This window comes from Nitrospirota bacterium (assembly GCA_040756155.1).
Classification (GTDB): Bacteria; Nitrospirota; Thermodesulfovibrionia; order JACRGW01; family JBFLZU01; genus JBFLZU01.
Genome location: JBFLZU010000098.1, coordinates 1 through 19913 on the forward strand (window position 1 = coordinate 1; position 19913 = coordinate 19913).

Here is a 19913-nt window from a genome sequence, read left to right on the forward strand (position 1 = left end):
GTGTTAAAAAAAATCCCCCTCAATCCCCCTTTGCCAAAGGGGGACTTGAAAATATCCCCCCTTTAGAAAAGGGGGGCAAGGGGGGATTTGAAGGTCTTGGCGGCTCTTTCAGTTATTTCGAACTCGGCGAGCCGATTGAGATGGAAAGCATATTGGAGGGGAAAAAGCTCCCTCATTACATGGAGCTTGGACGATACATCTTCTACACTGCAACAGGAGAGGAGTTTAACCCTTCAAAAGTAAAACAGAGCAAGAATTTTATAGGCGAAACGAAAGACTATGAAGTGTATCTCTTTTATGAACCGGATATTGAGAATCTCAAAAAGTTAGCCCTCACTCTTGATACCGCAAAGAAGTTAGGGGCATTCAAGGGTAAGAAGCGTCTGGTCTTTGCCCCTACAAAATATCTTGACCTCAATGATGCAGACTTAATCGAAAAGCACGGCCTAAAAGGAATCGAATACTGCCAACTGCCGTTTGAGATTTATAAGATGAGGGGATGAGATGTATCCGTATAATTTCAAACCGCAAGAAGCTGGAATAAAACATAATAAAGTATTTGTTGTTATGCCGTTTGATGAAAAATATGATGCTCTATTCACCAGTTTAATTGAGCCTGCAACAAAAAAAGCAAACGAGATACTCGGTTTTTCTGGGGAAATGTCTCTTGAAGCGTATAGGACAAAAGATGATATCAGAACAACATCAGGCTGGATAAATGTTTTGGAGTATTTGTTTACATCTCAGATAATAATCGGCGTTCTTACTGATTATAACCCAAACGTTTTTTATGAGCTTGGTATTGCACATGCGACCGAACCTATTACAAGACAAATCTTAATAGCAGATAAAAACCATGAGCCAACCTTTGATACAAAAGACCTTATCTATTATAAATATGACTCTGATAATTTGAATTTGTCTATCGAGCCTTTAGCAGCGAAAGTTGCTGATGCTATTAACTGGTATAAAATTGAAGAAGAAAGGGTAATTCAAAAAACTCGAAGATTTATTAGCCCTTATGGATTAGATGTCACTGTGAAATATGGTAAACAAAAAAACTTCCATTTGCATATGGATAAAGCAGACGAATATGAATCAACTTATGGGAAAGGGGCTTTTGAGAAACATTTAAAGGGCTTGGAGAATTTATGCCAACACGGTTTGCTTGGACTTAATACAAAAACTATAAAAAGTGATGGTTCTGGTGTGCATATTGAATATTCATATTATTGGACTAATTTGGGAAATGATCTTTTATTTTATCTTAAAATTATAGACGAAAAAGAATTAAAAGATAGAAGAGTTAGGATGCCCGAGTCTTTTTAATTAACTTTTGGTATCTGCTCATACGGTATTAAGAGATGAGTTTGCATTTATGTGTAATTATCTTTCCCGAACTCATGGCTCGGATATTGAGGCGAAATTACGGGACGAGGGGCAAGAGGTAAAGAGATTTGAGATTTGAGATTTCAAATTTGAAATTAAAAGAGGCAATACCATGACCTACGAGCGGTTTGAGGATTTGCCAGTGTGGAAAGCAGCGATAAGCCTTGCTGAAAAAATATACGCCCTGACCGGAAAACCTCCATTTCGGAGAAAATACAGTCTCCGCGACCAGATAGAAAGGGCAGTACTCTCAGTTTCAAACAACATTGCCGAAGGCTTTGAGCGCGGGACTACTCAGGAGTTGTTGACTTTCCTTTATATAGCAAGGGGCTCAGCGGGAGAAGTCCGGTCAATGTTGTGTTTCCTTGAAAGACTTCCTGCCTTTAAAGATCTCAAATCTGAAATTTCAAATTTGAAATTAGAGTCTGAAGTCGTTTCCCGTCAGCTCCGAGCATGGTCAGATTCTCTTCAGAATAGTGAGATTAAAGGACAGAGATACCTGAATGAAAAGGAAAAGGTGTTTGCTAAAAACAAGAAAGAGAAAGCAGAATTTTTAGAGACACTTAAGAGCTATAAAAAATGACCTCGACCAAAAATTGGCTGAGAATAAAAAATGGAACTTAAAGAATATCAGAAAAAGACTTTAGACCAGGTCAAGATCTATCTCGATTCTCTTGCCGAATACAGGGGCAAGTATGAAAAGCTTATAGCCGATGACCCAGACCTTGCCATAGACTTTCCTTTCAAGGCATGGGAGAAGGCCTGCCCTGAACTTGTTTCAGGGTCTATATCCTATCATTCAAGCAGGAACGGCCTCGGCGAGCCTCTCCCCGATTTCTACCTGAAAATTCCTACCGGCGGAGGCAAGACCATCCTTGCCTGTCATGCTATAGACCTGATAAGCAGGATTTACTTAAAGAAACAGACGGGCATTGTCCTCTGGATAGTGCCGACAACACAAATTTACAGGCAGACACTTACCCATCTAAGAAACCGTGAACACCCTTACAGGCATGTATTGGACATCTCAAGCGGTGGAAGAACTTTGATATTAGAGAAGCTGGATAAGTTTACGCCTTTGGATATAGAGGAAAACCTTGTAATAATGCTTTTGATGCTTCCGTCTGCAAGCAGGCAAAACAAAGAGACGTTGAAAGTCTTTAAAGACAGCGGAGGCTTTACAGAATTTTTCCCTTCTGAAGACGCCATAGAAGACCATAAAGAACTTCTGGAGAAATTCCCGAATCTTGATTTTTTCGGTAGGGAGGATGATTTCTTCGGCAGAATGGCAAAGACATCTTTGGGTAATACTCTGAGAGTCCTTAACCCCGTAATAATTATTGACGAAGGACATAAGGCGTACAGCGAAACAGCCCGTAATACAATCAGGGGTTTTAACCCCGCAATAATTGTTGAGCTTTCAGCCACGCCGCCAAAGAATACAAATCTCCTTGTAAATATTAGCGGACAGGCTCTTAACAGAGAAGAAATGATTAAGCTCGATCTAAATGTCATCAATAAGTCGAGCCCTGACTGGAAAGATGTAATGCTTGCATCAAAAGAAAAGAGAGATTATCTGGAACGTAAGGCTAAGGAATATGAAGCAAACACCGGCGAATACATCCGCCCTATCTGTCTTGTTCAGGCAGAGAGGACAGGAAAAGAGCAGAGGGGAACAAAATATATTCATGCAGAGGATGTCAAAGAATATCTGATTAAGCAATGCGGTGTATCGGAAAATGAAATTGCTATCAAAAGCAGTGAAAAAGATGACATAGAAGGGATTGACCTTTTAAGCCGTGATTGTGAGATCAGGTATATCATTACCAAACAGGCACTTCAGGAAGGATGGGACTGTGCCTTTGCATATATCCTTACGATACTGACAAATCCGGGTTCACAGTTAAGCATCACGCAGCTTGTAGGAAGGATATTAAGACAGCCGAAAGCCCGCAAAACCAAAGTCAAAGACCTTGATGAAAGCTATGTTTTTTGCCATAGGCCGAAAGCAGGCGTTCTTTTAGAGAGCATCAAGCAGGGTTTTGAAGTGGAAGGGTTGGGCGATTTGGCTTCAAGGGTAACTGTTAAAGAGGGCGATCCTGCATTAGAAGACGCCTCAAAGGAAAAGACTGTCAGGTATAGGGACAAATTCAAAGTATTTGAGGGCAAAGTCTATCTTCCGAAATTTGTTATTCAGGAAAACGGAGGATGGCGTAATGTTAACTACGATATGGACATTTTAAGCAGGATTGACTGGAGTGATGCAAACTTAGACTCCGTGAAAGTTCTCCCCCTGGGGGAGAAAAAAATAGAAGATGAAGAAATAAGGATTGGGCTGAGCGAGGATGTAAAAGAACTTCTTGAGAGAAAAAGCAGCGTAGAAAGACATGGCGGATTAAAGCTTGACCATGTTCTTATGACAAGGCAGTTGTTGGATATTGTTCCAAATCCCTGGATTGCCCATGATATCGGGAAAGAGGTTTTGGATGCATTACTGAAGAAAAACAGTAAAGAGAAAGTTACAAATAACCTTGCGTTTATTATTGAAGAGACTCGCAAACATCTGATAGCAGAACGTGACAGGTTATCTGAGAAAATATTCAGAGATTTGATTGATAAGAAAAGGCTCTGGTTTTTTCTTCTGGCCGATAAGGGAGGTTATGAACTTCCACCAAGTATAAAGGTGAAAAAGAGCAGCAGAAGGCTTATCAGGGATGATCATTCTGAAGTTCAAAGGAGTCTTTTTGATTATGTCCCTGAAGGAGAATTCAATGAGATGGAAAAATCGATTGCAATATACCTTGATGAGCAAGAAAAGCTTTTATGGTGGTATAGGAATCTTTCAAGACAGGATTACTACATCCAGGGATGGCGTAAGAACAAAATATACCCTGATTTTATATTTACAAAGGCTGATGATACTGGCAGAAATTTTAATACGGTCTATGTTGTTGAAACAAAAGGCATTCATCTAAAGGATTTCGAAGATACCAAATATAAGAGAAACGTTTTTAAGTTTTGCAACGAATTAGGTCAAAAAAGAGAATGGAAAGAATTAAATAGAGAGTTTTCAAGAGGGGTTGAGTTTCAAGTGATAGCAGAAGATGAGTGGAAGAAAAAGATAAATGAAATTTTTATGATTTAATGTGTAACGTTCAGAATATATTCGTGTCATAGCATTTTTATGTTGTAACCTGGGGATTGGACGAGCATTGCTGAAGTTCTCATTCCTTGCAAGGCGAAGGACAAGCCCCGTATAGATTCAAGAATCTTACGGGGCAGGCTCTGGAGGAGCGCCAAGCACTACGTTGAGTGCTTGATAAAAAGGCATGGGCTTGCCTCTGGCATGAGATTGAAGCGAGATTAGTTAAAAAGAGCAATAGTACAAATTTTTATGCATAGAATTAACTATACTGCACAAAAAAATGCTATTTTGTGGAATTTAATTTATGCAAAGCACATGGAAATGGCTGATCAGCAGTACGTAAAAATTTCTTGGTTTAGCTAACGGGACTTGGGAAGAATAAAGAGGTATTTTCAAACACTTGTAAAGTCCCTTTAAAATACCTCTTAATCAGCGGGTCGGAGGTTCGAATCCTCCACGGCTCACCATTTTATAAGTCCCATTTAAAAAGCCTCTCAGGAACATCATAGACATCTTTTATTATAAGTTTGATAAATTTAGTTTTTTCACTAAGTTTCGGGAACCTCAACATTCCGGATCTGTGATGACCTCCGGGAGGAGAACCCTCCCAGCTTGATGGTTTATAGATGTTACCCTTGTCATCTTCAAGGAGAGATATCTGGGTTAAATCAAAATCCAGTGAGCCCTGGTGTGTATCAATCTTAATATGAAACTCTATAGTTTTATTATAACTAAACTTTATCGGCTTTACCGTTATTGAGACAAGATTTTCTCTATTTATCTTTGCGGGCAGATCAATCTCTGCAACAGCATCTGCAACTACGGTAAGACCCGTTGTCTTGAATGAGACCAGAAAGAATGAAATAGAAACAATCACAACAGAGAAAACTACTGCTATATTACGCACAGTTTTCATATTATAAGCGAATATGGTTTTAAAGATATTCTCATTTTGATATAATTTATGCTTCTGGATAATATTCAACATTATTGTAATTCCCACTAAATTAGAAAAGATTCCCAGCAGGATAAAAGGTAACTGATATTTTACTAAAAATATTGCTGCAGCGGATAAACCTACTATTGGCAGAACATCACTGATGTGGTGAGCACAGCAGGCAATCATTGAACCCGTTGAAATTCCACCTGCTGTTGCAACTTCCGCTGTTGCACCTTTTACCTTTCTGGAAATATTAAATCTTATATAGGAGTAAAGTCCGAGTTGAACCCCAAAACCAATGACCAGGATGGAAATCCAATACCATATCTCTGATAATTGTTCTAAGGCATGGCTGAAGGAATTAGCAACAGTAAGAATCACAAAATATATTATTAATAACCCTATCGCTCCAATTGTTCCAATAATTATAGGCTTATTTTTTCGCATGTTCAACCTCCTCTTAATATATTGACCTCATCCGTCCTGTCTTTTTATCTATAAGAACCCTATCTATAAGATTGTTATCTTTATCGTAGATCTCTGCCTCAAAGAACCTTTTTCTTTCTTTAATTCTTCCTATCTTGATATCGTTGGCAGAGGCACAGTATTCTATAAGGATGTTTCTTGCTTCTTCGATGCTCTTTACCTCCCTCGAGGCACCATACCATCCCCACCTGTGCCCTGGACAGTAAGCACCATAGGGTGGAGAATAAGTGTCAGATGAATGTTTCATCTGGTCAGACATACAGTGTCTTTCTTCTGCGTAGACCTCTGCATAGACCTTCCCCCCTAAGGAAATGGTTAAGAACAGTGTTATTGCTATTGAAACTATCTTCTTCATTTTACATTATTGCGATACAGGGTAGGGGATGACTTTAGCCGCTCTGAGTTGGCGAAAACTTCCCCTACCCGTGTCTCCTGCAGAAATTAACTTATCATCTCCAGAATCCACCCATTGGGCCTCCGTGCATCATGCCACCCATCATTCCGCCACCTGTATATCCATGCATCGGGCAGTCATACCATCCAGTAGCAGTGGAACCAAACTTCTCTGCCTTCTCCTGGATCTTACCCTCAAGGTCCACTATCTCCTTCTGTAAGGCAGTAATCTTGGCTGTATCTGGTGTCCTCTGCCTGTAGAGTTCTCTCAACTCAAACCTCTTGCTATTCAGTTCTTTTCTCAGGGTTGCTGTCTCATCGAGGAACTTCTGATACTCAGGTGATGTGGTAGTAGTGTAGCCAGATCCATATCCCATGTGTCCGTAGCCAAATCCCATAGGTCCAAATGCATAGACCGCAGTCCCTCCAGCAAGTAGCAGAGCGATAGCCACTATCAATATCGTCTTCTTCATCTATGTCACCTCCTTTCTTTTATTTTATCTGGCTATAGCATATCAAGAGAAAATGAAGATGCTATGAACAGATTATGAATAAGTGGTGAAAGGTCGTGCAATAACATAATTAAATATCTCTATAATAATTAAAAACTTGACATCCCCTATCTCAATGGCATAATATATGCCGATTTCAGAAGATTGAAGCTCCTCACAGTAAACTGTGGGGAACTTCGAAATGTAAGGAATTGTTTTATTATATATTCGCTCTCTATGCATTTTCATGGAGGTTTATATGGAGGCGCCTCTTATATTCCATATAAAAGGAATACCACCGTTTGTTATATACTCATGGATTGCAATGGCACTCTTGATTACCATGTCACTTATTGTAAGGAGGAGGCTTGAACTCAATCCACGAACGGTTCAGAATGTGGTAGAGGCTATCGTTGAGGGACTCTTTAATTTTACATCGGATATCATGGGAGAAAAAGGAAGATACTTTTTCCCCCTTATCGGGACATTAGGGTTATACATATTAGTATGTAACTTTATGGGTCTTATACCAGGTTTTGAATCACCAACAAGCAATCTCAACACAACCGCATCTATGGCAATACCTGTTTTTCTTGCTACTCACTATTATGGTGTAAGGACTCATGGTTTATCATATTTTAAACACTTTGTAGGACCTGTCTGGTGGCTTGCACCTCTCATGGTTCCAATCGAGGTTATAGGACATCTTGCAAGACCTGTTTCTCTCTCCATGAGGTTATTTGGAAACATGGAGGCAAAACATTTAATACTTATAGTTCTTGCTATAATTGCCCCTCTTATCGCACCTGTTGTTATTCTTGGACTCGGCGTCCTTGTAAGTATTGTGCAAGCATTTGTATTCGTATTGCTTACAATACTTTATCTATCTGGAGCGGTAGAAGAGGCAGAACATTAAACCGTGAGGTGTCGGTTATTAAAATTGTGAAAGGAGGAGTAGTGAATGAAGAAGGTTACAGTAATTCTCGTTTTATCTCTTATTCTGCTTGCAATATCAGTGCCTTTAGTCTTTGCGGCAGAAGAAGGGCAGCAAGCCACGAGTAAGCTTTACTACTATGCACTGGCAGCATTGGGATGTGCTATTGGAATCGGAGTAGCAGCCGTGGGATCTGGAATTGGACAGGGTATCGCTACAGGCAAAGCTGTTGAGGGAATTTCGAGAAATCCAGGGACATCAGGTAAGATAACCGTTACACTTATCATCGGTCTTGCGATGATGGAGTCACTGGTCATTTATGCCCTTGTAGTCGTATTGATTATCCTCTTTGTTAATCCATTCAAGATATAAGATGCAGGGCACAGGAGGTAGGAAATGGGAGATTTCCTACCTCCTACTTTTCACTTCCTATCTCACACTTCTCTGTTAGATATGGAAAAGGTCAGAGTAAGATTTGCACCAAGTCCAACAGGCTATCTGCATATCGGTGGAGTAAGAACTGCCCTTTTTAACTGGCTATTCGCAAGACACAACAAAGGGACTTTTGTTCTAAGGATAGAAGATACAGATAGAAGCAGATCTACAGAGGAATCTATTCAGGCAATAATTGATGGAATGCGATGGCTCGGTCTTGACTGGGATGAAGGGCCATTCCGACAGACAGATAGATTGAGCCTTTATAGAAAACATGTAGAAAAACTACTTGCAGAGGATAAGGCTTACTACTGTTACTGCACACCCGAAGAACTGGAACAGCGAAGAAAGAAGGCAATAGCAGAAGGAAGACCACCGAAATACAACGGAAGATGCAGAGAACTTAAATCCTACCCCGCAGGAAGAACATCAGCCATAAGGTTTAAATCTTTACAGAAAGGAACAACGATTGTAGATGATATAATCAAAGGGAGGGTAGAATTTGATAATCATCAACTCGATGACCTCATAATATTAAGGGCTGATGGATTTCCCACATATAATTTTGCAGTAGTTGTGGATGATGTTACAATGGGGATAACCCATGTTATACGGGGAGATGATCATCTCAACAACACACCGAGACAGATACAGCTTTATAACGCATTTGGTTATCCTGAACCCATGTTTGCACACCTGCCGATGATACTTGGCTCAGACAGGACAAGGCTGTCAAAAAGGCATGGGGCAACCTCTGTAATCTCATATAAAGAGATGGGCTACCTCCCGGAGGCAATGGTCAATTATCTTGTCCGACTCGGCTGGTCACATGGAGACCAGGAGGTATTCTCTGTAAAAGAGTTGATAGAGAAGTTTTCACTGGAGGCTGTAGGCAAATCTGCTGCGATATTCAATCATGAAAAGTTGCTCTGGCTAAACAGTTATTACATAAACCATTCACCAGCAGAGAGGCTTTTAGAGGCGGTAATGCCATTTTTGATTAAAGGTTCTATAATAGAAAAAGAGACAATGGTAGAGAAAGAATGGCTATGCAGGGTTATTAATTCTCTCAAGGAGCGGTGCAAGACACTCGTTGAACTTGCAGACTCAATGGTATATTTTATAGTAGATTATGTAGCCATCGATGAAAAGGTAGCGGATAAGTTCCTCTCTAAAAAGAGTATTCCCTTACTCAAAAAGATTACAGAAAGACTCAGAGAAACAGAGCCTTTTACACAGAGTGAGATAGAGCAAACATTCAAGGAATTATCTCAACAGGAAGATGTTAAACTTGGTGACATTGCACAGCCCGTAAGGGTAGCAGTAACGGGCAGGACGGTGAGTCCAGGGATATATGAGGTGTTGGAACTGGTTGGGAAAGAGAAGACAATCAGACGGCTGGAAAAGGCTATCGGGAAGACACCCCAAAAATTTTCAATTTTTGGGGACCCCTGGAGGTGACGACAATGAAGATAAATTACATGCTTAAGGTCGAAGATGCAAAGATTACTGCAATTCAGAAGGCACTTGAGGCGGCTAACATAAAAGTGAGGAGTATTATTGAAGTATATAAGGAACTTGAGGAGCATGAGAAGGTTGGTAAAGAAGAGAGGTCATCCTGATGGCTTTTATAGCTGATTTCCATGTGCATTCGAGGTATAGTAGAGCAACGAGCCAGGATATGGGGTCTGAGGCTCTGGCGAGGTGGGCAGAACTAAAAGGCATAAGTCTTATCGGGACAGGCGATTTTACTCACCCACTATATTTTAATGAACTTCAGGCAAAGTTAGAGGCTGACCGTAATGGTCTCTATAAACTCAAAAATGCCACTATCCAGAATAAAACACCAGCAGTCTATTTCATGCTTACAGCAGAGGTAAGCAATATCTTCTCATACAGGGGAAAACTACGGAAGATACATACCTTGATCTTGGCACCATCATTTGATACTGTATCAAGGATTAATACAATTCTTCATAGAAGGGGAAACCTTTCAGCAGACGGAAGACCAATATTCGGATTCCCTGCAAAGGACATTGTAAAGATGGTTCTTGATGTTTCGGATAACTGTCTTCTCATACCGGCACATGCATGGACGCCATGGTTTTCTATATTTGGCTCAAACTCTGGTTTTGATTCCATAGAAGAATGTTTTCAGGAAGAAACAGGAAATATCTATGCTATAGAAACAGGGCTTTCTTCTGACCCAGCGATGAACTGGAGGCTCTCTGCACTCGATAGAATAACACTTCTGTCTAACTCTGATGCCCATTCACCCTCAAAGATCGGAAGAGAGGCAAATATATTCGATTGTAAGATTGAGTATGATGAGATAATTGATACAATCAAAAATAAGGATAGCACTCATCTTTTATATACAATAGAATTCTTCCCAGAAGAAGGCAAATATCATTTTGATGGACACAGGGGATGTAACATACTCTTCTCACCTAAGGATACAAAGAAAAATAATGGAATATGTCCTGTCTGTAAAAAACCGCTCACCATAGGTGTCATGAACAGGGTAGAGGAACTTGCAGACAGAAAAGAGGGATTTATTCCCGATGGTGCTATACCATTTAAGAGTATAATTCCCCTTGAAGAGATTATTTCTGAAGCGATTGGTGTTGGTGTTGGCACAATGGCTGTAAGCAGTGAATATGAGAAGATGATAAAGCGGGGTGGCTCGGAGTTCTCTATTCTTTTATCACTCCCTGAAGATAACCTCCATAACATCGCACATCCTAAAGTAGCAGAAGGTATTATCAGGATGAGAAATGGAAAGGTCAGTATAATCCCAGGATACGACGGAATATATGGAAAGATAAAGATATTTGAAGATGAAAAAACAGAGACCACTGAAAGCACCTCCAAAACTGAATCCCAACAAGAGAATCAGATGAGCCTGTTTTAAATCAAAATGCACAGCGAACGTATCCCCCGCAGAAAAATAGGTCAGGCATCTTGCCTGACATCAGAGGCAGGATGCCTCGGCTATTTTCTGGTTTTTATCCATTGTTTCTCTAATTTTGCATTTTTCATTTTGCATTAGAACGGAGTTCGCTATGGACAGCAGAACACTCTATCTTGGCATATTCCTCACATCATGTTCCCTGCTGATGTTAGAGATCTCGCTCACAGGGGTGTTCTCTCTCGGTCTCTGGCATCATTTTGCATTCCTTGTGGTGAGTATTGCACTCCTCGGGATAGGTGCAAGCGGTTCTTTCCTTACTGTATTTCCATCGATAGCAAAGGATGATATACCACGATTCCTCGGTATACTAAGTATCATGTTATGCCTATCAATATTGTCTACATTGATATCTGTCAGGATGATACCGTTTGACCCACCACGCATAGCATGGGATGTGAAGCAGTTTTTTTATCTTTCTCTCTATTATATTGCTCTTGGCATACCATTTTTCTTTGGCGGTCTTATCATTTCTACTGCAATTTCAAGGTATCCGAATGCCGTTGGAACCATATATTTCTCTGACCTTGTAGGTGCATCAGTAGGTTCTGTGATTGTGTTATTTGCCATAGCAGGTTTTGGCGCAACAAAGACTACTGTAATCGCAGCACTATCCGCAACCCTTGCCTCAATTATTTTTTCGATTCAAAGACGGAGAATAATAAGATTTATCACAATTGGATTGCTCCTGGCGATATTCTTTCTGTTCAAGAGCAACTCTCTTCAGGATTTTATATCCCCATATAAAGAATTGAGACTGGCACTGCTGTATCCTAGAGCATCTATCCTCGAAAGCAAATGGGGTGTTCAAGGACGGGTTGATGTTATAAAGAGCCCTGCTGTGAGGTTTGCACCAGGTCTGAGTCTTAAATATCAGAAAGAACTGCCTGAACAACTCGGTATAACCGTTAACGGAGGAATTCTTAATGCCATCACCATGCATGGATATCTACAGAGAGATGGAAAACCTGTAAATCTCGATTTTATAAGATACCTTCCATCTGCACTCCCTTATTACATCACAGAGAGGGCAAAGGTATTGATACCTGAACCTGGAGGAGGGCTCGGTATCCTGACTGCATTGTTCCACAATGTGAGGGATATTACCGTAGTTGAAAGAAATCCACTTGTTGTAGAGGCAGTAAATCGATTCGGAGGCGATCTCTACAGAAGAGTAACCCTTCATATAACAGAGAACAGGAGCTTTCTCAGGGCTGATCAAGGTTTTTATGACCTTATAGACTTTTCTAATCCAGGCAGTATATCCGCATCGTCCACAGGGTTATACAGCCTGCTCGAAGACTACACATTTACTGTAGAGGCATTTAAGGAATACCTCAAACACCTAACTGATAAAGGGATGATAAGTATAACAAGGTATCTCCTGCCGCCTCCAAGAGAATCACCGAGGATTGTGTCGGTTGCGGTGGCAGCACTTGAGAAAATGGGTATCAGGTATCCAGTAAATCATATTGCAGTGATCAGGAGTATAGAAACTGTTACCGTGTTAATCAAGAAGACCCCATTTACAAAAGCAGAACTTGATCGGATAAGAGAGTTCTGTAAAGAGAAATGGTTTGATCTCGTTTTTCTCCCTGATATAAGACCAGAAGAGACAAACATATACAATCTGTTCCCTGAACCTATCTATTTTAATGTAATAAGTAGTATTGTGGGAGATAACAGAAACAGAGCTATCGCTGATTATCTATTCGACATATCTGCTGTCAGAGATGAAAACCCGTTCTTTTTCCACTTCTTCCGGTTAAAAAACTTTATCCAAACATATCACAGCATGAAGGATAAATGGCAGGCATTCATAGAGGGAGGATACATTGTAGCAGTAGCATTCATACAGTCAGTGGTTGTCTCGGTTATCTTTATAATGCTTCCATTCTTTATTCGTCGCAGATTGAATTCTTTGGTATCACCCACTGATCCCCGGAAATTGAAAATTTTGGGTGTGTCCTCATTTCGCTTTGTTTCACGATCTCCGATTGTTTCACAATCTTCGATTTATGTCTTAACATTCATTATCTTATATTTTACCTGTATCGGTATAGGTTTTATGTTTATCGAAATAACTATGATACAAAAATTAATCCTCTTTCTCGGAGACCCTGTCTATTCTATCTCTGCTGTTCTGTTCTCTGTGCTCCTATCCTCAGGTATCGGTTCATATTTAACATCTAAGCTCGCAGTAAGTACTGATAGGAGGGCAATGCTGTGGAGGACAGCACTCATCTTTCTCGTCTGTCTCCTTATCATTTATTATTTCATGTTGCCTACTGTGATTGATTATCTGATAGTATACGAGAAGGTATGGAGATATATATTTGTCGTCCTGCTTATAGCCCCACTGGGGATCCTCATGGGGATGCCTTTTCCTCTCGGCATAAGGGCCATCAGCGAAATTAATCGCTCAATCATACCATGGGCTTGGTGTATTAACGGATCTGCCTCTGTCGTAGGCTCAACACTCGCAGTGATGCTCGCACTCTCAATAGGGTTTTTAAATGTCCTGCTGATAGCAGGAGGTATGTACCTTGTATGCCTGCTTACCGCTGTCTTTCTGCCTCGCCTATCATCGGGACAAATGCAACATCCGTGATATGTCTTACTTTGAGTTCACCGTTTACCTTTTTTATCAGGGTAAGGGTCTGGTAATATCTTGTGCTTCCGAGCGGGATAACAAGTCTCCCTCCTTCTTTTATCTGTTCTATCAGTGGTCTCGGGATATGGTTTGCAGCGCATGTAATAATTATTGCATCAAATGGTGCATACTCTTTCCATCCATAGTATCCATCTGCTGTCTTTACCTTTATATTCTTATAATCGAGGGATTTAAGTGTTGCCTCTGCCTTAGAAGAGAGCGCCTGCCTTATCTCTATGGTATATACCTCTTTTGTTATCTCTGCAAGGACTGCCGCTTGATAGCCCGAGCCTGTTCCTATCTCCAGCACCTTCTCGCCCTCTTTTAGTTCAAGTACCTGTGTCATCAGTGCCACTACATAGGGCTGAGATATTGTCTGCCCCTCCCCTATCGGCAATGGATGGTCTCCATAAGCCATTCTCTGAAGGTCTTTCGCCACAAAAAGGTGTCGGGGTATCTTACTCATTGCTGAAAGCACCCTTTTATCCTTAATTCCTCTACCTTCAATGTCCTGTTTTACCATCTTCTCTCTCGCCTTTGTGAAGGCTTCGCCCTGAGGCTCAGCCCGAAGGGCAAGGTCTTCACTCAAGGCATTGGGATAAGAGAGAAAAAGCGTAGATAAGATAATGCTGATAGATAGGATTTTTATTATTAATGTTATTAATAATGTTAATGGGATAGTTCTATTTCCTTTCATTTTCATTATTCCGTTACCTGCAATGCTGGCTAACGATATCTATACTAAGATCACCTATTTAAGAGAGATTATATTATAGGCTTCCGAAAAGATAAAGGGATAATTATTATAGATAGAATAGGTCAAAAAATAGGGGATATTAGTTGTATGGGCTGGTCTGAGAGGATCGATTTTAGGGCATTTGGTGAAGCCGATTTTCCAGTTTTAGGTATCGTAATAGACTTCCCAGTCATATTTCAGTCAAAGGAGGGCAAGTATAATGAGATTTGAGGAGTATCAAGAGAAGCGTAGATTCGTTTCAGGGAAAGTAATAATATAAATAATAGTATAAATAATGGTAAATAATAGAGTCAGACTTGATTATTGATATATATTCTTTTCTTTCCTTCATCGTCTTTCAATAGGCAAGTCTACTCACTACTTAAATCGAATTAGTCTTGGAACCCTTAATTAAGAATGGTGTTATTTCATTCTTGGTTAACAAAGAAAAAGTCATGTCATAAAACTTAAAATAGACTGAACAATTAAATTCCATCGCTGGCAACACAAGATCAAGATGTGATCCTTTAAGTTTTTCTAATTTAGGAAGTTCATGAAAAACTATTAATCCTATTCCAGCCATAGGTCTTCCAACGTGAATACTTGAAAAGTAATTTGGATGACAATATTCGGAAAGTATCTCATAAACTGTAGAAAAATCATTTATTTTTTCTTTGGATTCTTCATCGTCATTAGCAATTTCAGTCAACAACTTATCTGCGGTTTGAATCATAGTTATGACATTAACTGATTCAGTTAAGTATGAAGCATCTTTTCTAATATCGGGACTTTTAGAGCCAAAATCAAGCCTATTTAATACATGTTCTATGTCTATGTATTTTAATTTTCCGTTATAAAATGTTCTCAGATTATATAAAAAATACGCCAAGGATGATGTAGTTTCTATAGATGCTCTTGCAATAAGAAATAATATTTCTGGATTGCAAAAATTAATATTATCAATAAATCCATGGTATAAAAACTTTGATCTTTGTAAATTTTTTTGCAAAAATATAATTCCAGTATGTCCTAACGAGTCTGTAGAAAAAGTCATTTTAAAAAAGTCCTGCTCTCTCGCTGAATTTGTGATCAGTAATTTCGGGATTTACTTCCTTATAATATCCCTTTTGTTCACCTGGACTGCTCTAAAGTAAGCCTTATTCCTCTTGGTTTGATATTTATTTGCTTCATTTCTTTGTCTTTCATTTTCATCATGCGAATCCTTCGCCGTATCGATGCACCTTTTTCAGGTTGTGCACAATGCAGTACAAGAGCCACTGCGTGTTCACCTTCCGCTTACCTCTGAGTGTGAATCTGTCCAACCCAAGTATTGAACGGATATAGGCAAAGGGTGTTTCTGCCGTTCCGAGCCTTCTGTTATAAATGAGCCGACCTTTTATCAAATCTATCTTGCGCTTCATCTTTTGTGTGAATGTTTCAGGAGCGCTCTCTGATCTCCCCTGAAAGAAGTACACTTGGCGTGTCTCTGTTCGATCGGGATGCCTCAGGCATTTCTCACGGAACTCGCATATTCGACAATCCGTTTTTCGTCCACGGAATTTAATCGCTCTGTTTCCATCGACTATTACGTTGCCGCCGTTTCGGTAGAGCCGCTTCCCGGCCGGACAGATGCAATGTGTCTTGTCGTCGCTTATCGCAAAGTCCTTTGCCCTATATAATACGCTTGTCCCATAATACTCCGCCCGCTCTTTCCTGAATCGCTCTTTATATTTATCCGCATCGGCAAACCGGGGATCTCTTTTCCGAAACTGTGTGTCCGCTATGTACGCATCGATCCCGTGCTCCATTAACGTTTTCACATTCGACTCGGTATGGTAACCGCTGTCGGCTACGAGCTTTGCGTCCTTAAGTACATCACCTTGTCCTATAGCATCAAAGTTGCCCAGCGTGCCCTTCAGCATCGGCTCAAGCAGATCATGCTCCTGCGCAGCTCCAAATGCCTCTGCATGCACAATCACCTGATGTTTATCATCAATTGCCGCCACTCCGTTATATCCCTGTATCACTCCATGAGAGGTCTTCATCTTCGCGCTCTCATTGTCCGTGATGTTGCTCTTGATAGGCTTGTCGTCATTGTCCTTGAGCCATTCTTTTATCTTCTTTACCTTCTTCCGGATGGTATCTACATACTTTTCTTCCTGCTCAACTATCCCTTTGTCTTTCTCCTTTGTATCTATTTCACGATGTCTCCTGATTATCTGTCTGATTACTTTTTCCATCTTCTCTTTTTTCTTTTGCATCTCCTCTTTGGTACCGCTCCATTCCTTCGAGGCATTCGACGGCATCTTGCATCCGTCTACCGCAAACATCTCCTTGCCTATCAATCCCATCTCATCGCATATCATTAATACTTCAAGAAATAACCGGATGATCTCATGGTCCAAGGTCGAGATGAAATCCGCTATTGTCGTAAAGTGAGGCCTGGTGTCCGCTGATAATGCCATAAATACTATGTTCTCTTCGCAGCACCGGGCTATCTTCCGGCTTGAGGTAATACCACGAGAGTAAGCATACAGTATGATCTTTAACAGTATCGCAGGATCATACGCAGGTGCGCCGGTCTCGTCATTTTGGTATCGCGAATCAAATATCGATAGGTCTATTTCGTTGTCTATTAGATAATGAAGGGTATGCTCGAATGTCCCCGGCAGTATCTGTTTATCAAAATGGATAGGTATGAACTTGCCCTGTGAATAATCATACTCTTTGTATCTCGCCATATGTCTCCTTTCTTACTAAGCGGTGTAATGTTTTTCTCTATGTAATCATATGGCAATTCTAAGAGGATTTCAAGACTTTTTCTACAGGTTCAACGTCTATGTCGGAAGAAAAGCCCGTCAGGGTTTTGAGGTAAGTCTCTTCCGCCATTGATATCTCCCGTTGAGGGCAGTCCAAAATTAAGCAATACTAACTTGCAGTCGTTTACCCAAAGCAGACGCTACACGCTCTAAAGTTGATAGTTTGATGTCCTCTGCATGATTCTCAATTCTTGAAATTGCAGTCTTTTTGGTCTTAAGTCTACGAGCAAGTTCTTCCTGAGTTAAGCCTGCGGATTTGCGTGCCTGACGAAGCATCACTCCAACTTTAAACTGTTCATAGCCTTCATCAAATCCTTCAGTAAATTTCTTGTCTCTTTTTTTTCTTTCGCTTATATATTTTTTCAAGTCACTCATGCTTTAACCTCCTTTTCAAAAAATCTCTTCTATATGCCTCTGCTTTTTCTATTTCAGATTTAGGTGTTTTCTGGCTCTTTTTTATAAATCCGTGTGTAAGGACAACAATAGAATTATCAACAAAGAAACAAAATATACGGTATGCATTCGAACCAAACTGAATTCTGCATTCCCAGATTTCGTCTGTGCCAACAAGCTTCTTAAAATACGAAGAAGGTACAACATTCAGATCCTCCAGTAGATTAAGCACCCATGTTACCTTTTGTGCAACCTTTGATGGTAAAGAATCAAGAAAATCTTGTATTGGACATTTCCCATCACTAGTTTTATAAAAGGTAACCGTTCTGTTCACAATACTATGTTAACTTGCTTGTTAACCTTTGTCAAGTGATTTTTGAGGGTCTTTCCCGAATCTCTCGCAAGTTTTCTAATAAGTTTATTAAAAAACCAGCCTGCCTGTGCGTAGTACGCAGACAGGTGGAAGAGGAAGTTAGCCAGCCAATATGAATTCCCCTTGCCTGCAATATTTGCGCAAGCAGGAGAGATTATAAAGCGTCTTAAGTTCTCAGGTGCTCTCTGCTTACCTGCCAGCGCAATCATGCAGGCTGGGATGAATATATGCCGAGAAGGGGTGGCCGATATGAGCAGATCGCTGGCGATGCTATAAAGAACCTGCTTGCGCAATCATGCAGGCAAGGAGGATTCTTTATATCGAGCCGGTCTCTGAATTCTACGGTCGTGGGGTTACGGAAGCCTTCTGCCGAAGGCTTGATGAATGGGGGATCAACCTGTCTACGCAAACATGCAGGTAGACCCCTACTGCGTAGTGTTCGATATGCTCACCTCGTTTCCAAAAGTGATCTCTAAAGTCTGGCCTCCTGTCTGCGTCTGCACAGGCAGGAAGGCCCTTTGGCAACCTGTCTGCGTGTCGCACAGGCAGGAAGGAGCGTCTCTTAATCCCAGAGATGATAGAGATATATGCTGGCACTGTGGTAGAGAAGATACTGCTCTTCAAAGAACAACTATGGGATATCTTTGACAATTCAGAAAACAAGACTGAGGCTTATGCAAAGCGTGATTCTCTGGCTAAAGAGGGATGGTGGCAGGGTTCCTGGCATCTTACCACCTGCTTGCGCAAATAATGCAGGCAAGAATGTATGGAATTCCTTTCTACCTGTGCGGACACGCAGACAGGTTGAACCCAAAGTTTGAATACATGGTCACTTATCTGGAGCATCCTAAAGTCCCTCGGTGTGGACAGTCCGAGACATTAATCAATGTCTGGAGACAGATAGAGGCTGTCCGCACCTGTCTGCGTTCGCACAGGCAGAGGGGTTTCAAGAGCCATGAAGGCCGATTAAATCATCTCAAATTGTTCCAGGTAACACATTATCTAAATCTAAAAGAAAAAACCAAGGTTTAATCTAAGTTGCGAGAAAATCGGGAAAGACCCATTTTTGAGAGACACGGTCGCTCTCAATGGATGTTAGGCGATGTTTCTGGTTTATCCGATATTAAAAACCGATATTATTTAAATCCCCCAGATTTATATTTTTTCATAAATTCCGAAGGAGTGAGGACAAAGACATTTATATCACACTTTTTTCGAATCTTTGTCAATTGGGCTTTGAAATTTCTACAATATCTATAATCTGTTGTAACATAGTATGGGGTATAGATTGTCGAGACCAATAAATTAGGTGAATCAATTCCTTCCTTATCTTGCATTATCTCTTGTAGACATTTTTTCTTACGTTTGATATCACTATGCATTTTTTGAGACACGGCTGCTGGCCATAATCTATAAGCCGTGCCCATTCTTTCTTTAAGTAATTGGTGTTTCTCTGCTCCCGCCCCTCTTTCTTCAATCATAGTAGAACTTATTGGAATGCCAATTTCAATGATACCTTGTTTATCAAGTTCAATCATTTCTTCAAATGCAAGTCGATCTGCCCTTTTATTTTTAGGAAGACTATTATCTATCAAATCCCCTAAGACAGAATTATCAACTGCTACACCTTGTCGAGTATCAGCGAAATTCCCCAGTTAGTATCAAAATAATTCCCCACCTGGTATCAGAATAATTCCCCAGTTAGTATCAAAGTAATTCCCCACTTTTTCCACAATAGTGATATAAGATTTCCTG

Annotated in this window: 21 protein-coding genes; 12 read left to right on the forward strand and 9 right to left on the reverse strand. The window is 40.4% G+C overall.

The genetic code is table 11. The annotated features are described in order from the left end of the window. From AB1488_09510 to AB1488_09525, 4 genes are all read left to right on the forward strand, one after another. Positions 1-503, forward strand: a 503-nt coding sequence (locus AB1488_09510; GenBank protein ID MEW6410327.1) for a hypothetical protein, incomplete at its 5' end; no start/stop codon positions are given. 1 nt (position 504) lies between these two features. Further along, the gene (locus tag AB1488_09515) at positions 505-1329 is read left to right on the forward strand and encodes a hypothetical protein (GenBank protein MEW6410328.1); all 825 of its coding nucleotides are present in this window, start codon (positions 505-507) and stop codon (positions 1327-1329) included. 172 nt (positions 1330-1501) lie between these two features. Then, positions 1502-1972 carry a four helix bundle protein gene (locus tag AB1488_09520; GenBank protein ID MEW6410329.1) on the forward strand — a complete coding sequence of 157 codons (471 nt, stop codon included), beginning with the start codon at positions 1502-1504 and terminating at the stop codon, positions 1970-1972. Between the two features lie 30 nt (positions 1973-2002). After that, complete coding sequence (locus AB1488_09525) at positions 2003-4534, forward strand: DEAD/DEAH box helicase family protein (protein ID MEW6410330.1); 2532 nt, start codon at positions 2003-2005, stop codon at positions 4532-4534. Between the two features lie 469 nt (positions 4535-5003). On the opposite strand, the gene AB1488_09530 is transcribed toward AB1488_09525, so the two are convergent. From AB1488_09530 to AB1488_09540, 3 genes are all read right to left on the reverse strand, one after another. Next, the gene (locus tag AB1488_09530; protein MEW6410331.1) at positions 5004-5921 is read right to left on the reverse strand and encodes a hypothetical protein; all 918 of its coding nucleotides are present in this window, start codon (positions 5919-5921) and stop codon (positions 5004-5006) included. Positions 5922-5934: 13 nt separating this feature from the next. Then, positions 5935-6315, reverse strand: a complete 381-nt coding sequence (locus AB1488_09535; protein MEW6410332.1) for a hypothetical protein — start codon at positions 6313-6315, stop codon at positions 5935-5937. 94 nt (positions 6316-6409) lie between these two features. After that, positions 6410-6826: a hypothetical protein gene (locus tag AB1488_09540; GenBank protein ID MEW6410333.1), complete on the reverse strand. Its 417-nt coding sequence runs from the start codon at positions 6824-6826 to the stop codon at positions 6410-6412. Positions 6827-7103: 277 nt separating this feature from the next. Between AB1488_09540 and atpB the strand changes: the two genes are divergently transcribed. The 6 genes from atpB to AB1488_09570 all read left to right on the forward strand — a co-directional run bounded on the left by atpB (position 7104) and on the right by AB1488_09570 (position 13795). Beyond that, on the forward strand, positions 7104-7760 hold the full coding sequence (gene atpB, locus AB1488_09545) for a F0F1 ATP synthase subunit A (GenBank protein ID MEW6410334.1): 657 nt from the start codon (positions 7104-7106) through the stop codon (positions 7758-7760). 99 nt (positions 7761-7859) lie between these two features. Beyond that, positions 7860-8150, forward strand: a complete 291-nt coding sequence (gene atpE, locus AB1488_09550) for an ATP synthase F0 subunit C (GenBank protein ID MEW6410335.1) — start codon at positions 7860-7862, stop codon at positions 8148-8150. Positions 8151-8231: 81 nt separating this feature from the next. Beyond that, positions 8232-9674: a glutamate--tRNA ligase gene (gene gltX / locus AB1488_09555; GenBank protein MEW6410336.1), complete on the forward strand. Its 1443-nt coding sequence runs from the start codon at positions 8232-8234 to the stop codon at positions 9672-9674. Positions 9675-9679: 5 nt separating this feature from the next. Continuing rightward, on the forward strand, positions 9680-9835 hold the full coding sequence (locus tag AB1488_09560; GenBank protein ID MEW6410337.1) for a hypothetical protein: 156 nt from the start codon (positions 9680-9682) through the stop codon (positions 9833-9835). Then, complete coding sequence (locus AB1488_09565) at positions 9835-11127, forward strand: endonuclease Q family protein (protein MEW6410338.1); 1293 nt, start codon at positions 9835-9837, stop codon at positions 11125-11127. Before AB1488_09560 ends, AB1488_09565 begins: the two co-directional genes overlap by 1 nt. Before the next feature lie 151 nt (positions 11128-11278). Continuing rightward, a complete protein-coding gene (locus tag AB1488_09570; protein ID MEW6410339.1) occupies positions 11279-13795 on the forward strand; it encodes a hypothetical protein in 2517 nt (838 codons plus the stop codon). On the opposite strand, the gene AB1488_09575 is transcribed toward AB1488_09570, so the two are convergent. Then, a complete protein-coding gene (locus AB1488_09575; GenBank protein MEW6410340.1) occupies positions 13743-14540 on the reverse strand; it encodes a protein-L-isoaspartate(D-aspartate) O-methyltransferase in 798 nt (265 codons plus the stop codon). The genes AB1488_09570 and AB1488_09575 overlap by 53 nt on opposite strands. 141 nt (positions 14541-14681) lie before the next feature. Between AB1488_09575 and AB1488_09580 the strand changes: the two genes are divergently transcribed. Beyond that, the gene (locus AB1488_09580; protein ID MEW6410341.1) at positions 14682-14804 is read left to right on the forward strand and encodes a hypothetical protein; all 123 of its coding nucleotides are present in this window, start codon (positions 14682-14684) and stop codon (positions 14802-14804) included. 151 nt (positions 14805-14955) lie between these two features. On the opposite strand, the gene AB1488_09585 is transcribed toward AB1488_09580, so the two are convergent. The 4 genes from AB1488_09585 to AB1488_09600 all read right to left on the reverse strand — a co-directional run bounded on the left by AB1488_09585 (position 14956) and on the right by AB1488_09600 (position 18119). Next, positions 14956-15627, reverse strand: a complete 672-nt coding sequence (locus tag AB1488_09585) for a hypothetical protein (GenBank protein ID MEW6410342.1) — start codon at positions 15625-15627, stop codon at positions 14956-14958. 157 nt (positions 15628-15784) lie between these two features. Continuing rightward, on the reverse strand, positions 15785-17314 hold the full coding sequence (locus AB1488_09590) for an IS1182 family transposase (GenBank protein MEW6410343.1): 1530 nt from the start codon (positions 17312-17314) through the stop codon (positions 15785-15787). A 177-nt stretch (positions 17315-17491) separates the two neighbouring features. Next, the gene (locus AB1488_09595) at positions 17492-17767 is read right to left on the reverse strand and encodes a helix-turn-helix transcriptional regulator (protein MEW6410344.1); all 276 of its coding nucleotides are present in this window, start codon (positions 17765-17767) and stop codon (positions 17492-17494) included. Beyond that, positions 17760-18119, reverse strand: a complete 360-nt coding sequence (locus AB1488_09600; GenBank protein ID MEW6410345.1) for a type II toxin-antitoxin system RelE/ParE family toxin — start codon at positions 18117-18119, stop codon at positions 17760-17762. The genes AB1488_09595 and AB1488_09600 overlap by 8 nt, the downstream gene beginning before the upstream one ends. Before the next feature lie 613 nt (positions 18120-18732). Between AB1488_09600 and AB1488_09605 the strand changes: the two genes are divergently transcribed. Next, positions 18733-18909: a hypothetical protein gene (locus AB1488_09605; GenBank protein ID MEW6410346.1), complete on the forward strand. Its 177-nt coding sequence runs from the start codon at positions 18733-18735 to the stop codon at positions 18907-18909. 385 nt (positions 18910-19294) lie between these two features. Here the strand turns inward: AB1488_09605 and AB1488_09610 are convergent, their stop codons facing one another. Continuing rightward, the gene (locus AB1488_09610; GenBank protein MEW6410347.1) at positions 19295-19753 is read right to left on the reverse strand and encodes a hypothetical protein; all 459 of its coding nucleotides are present in this window, start codon (positions 19751-19753) and stop codon (positions 19295-19297) included. Positions 19754-19913 lie beyond the last annotated feature (160 nt).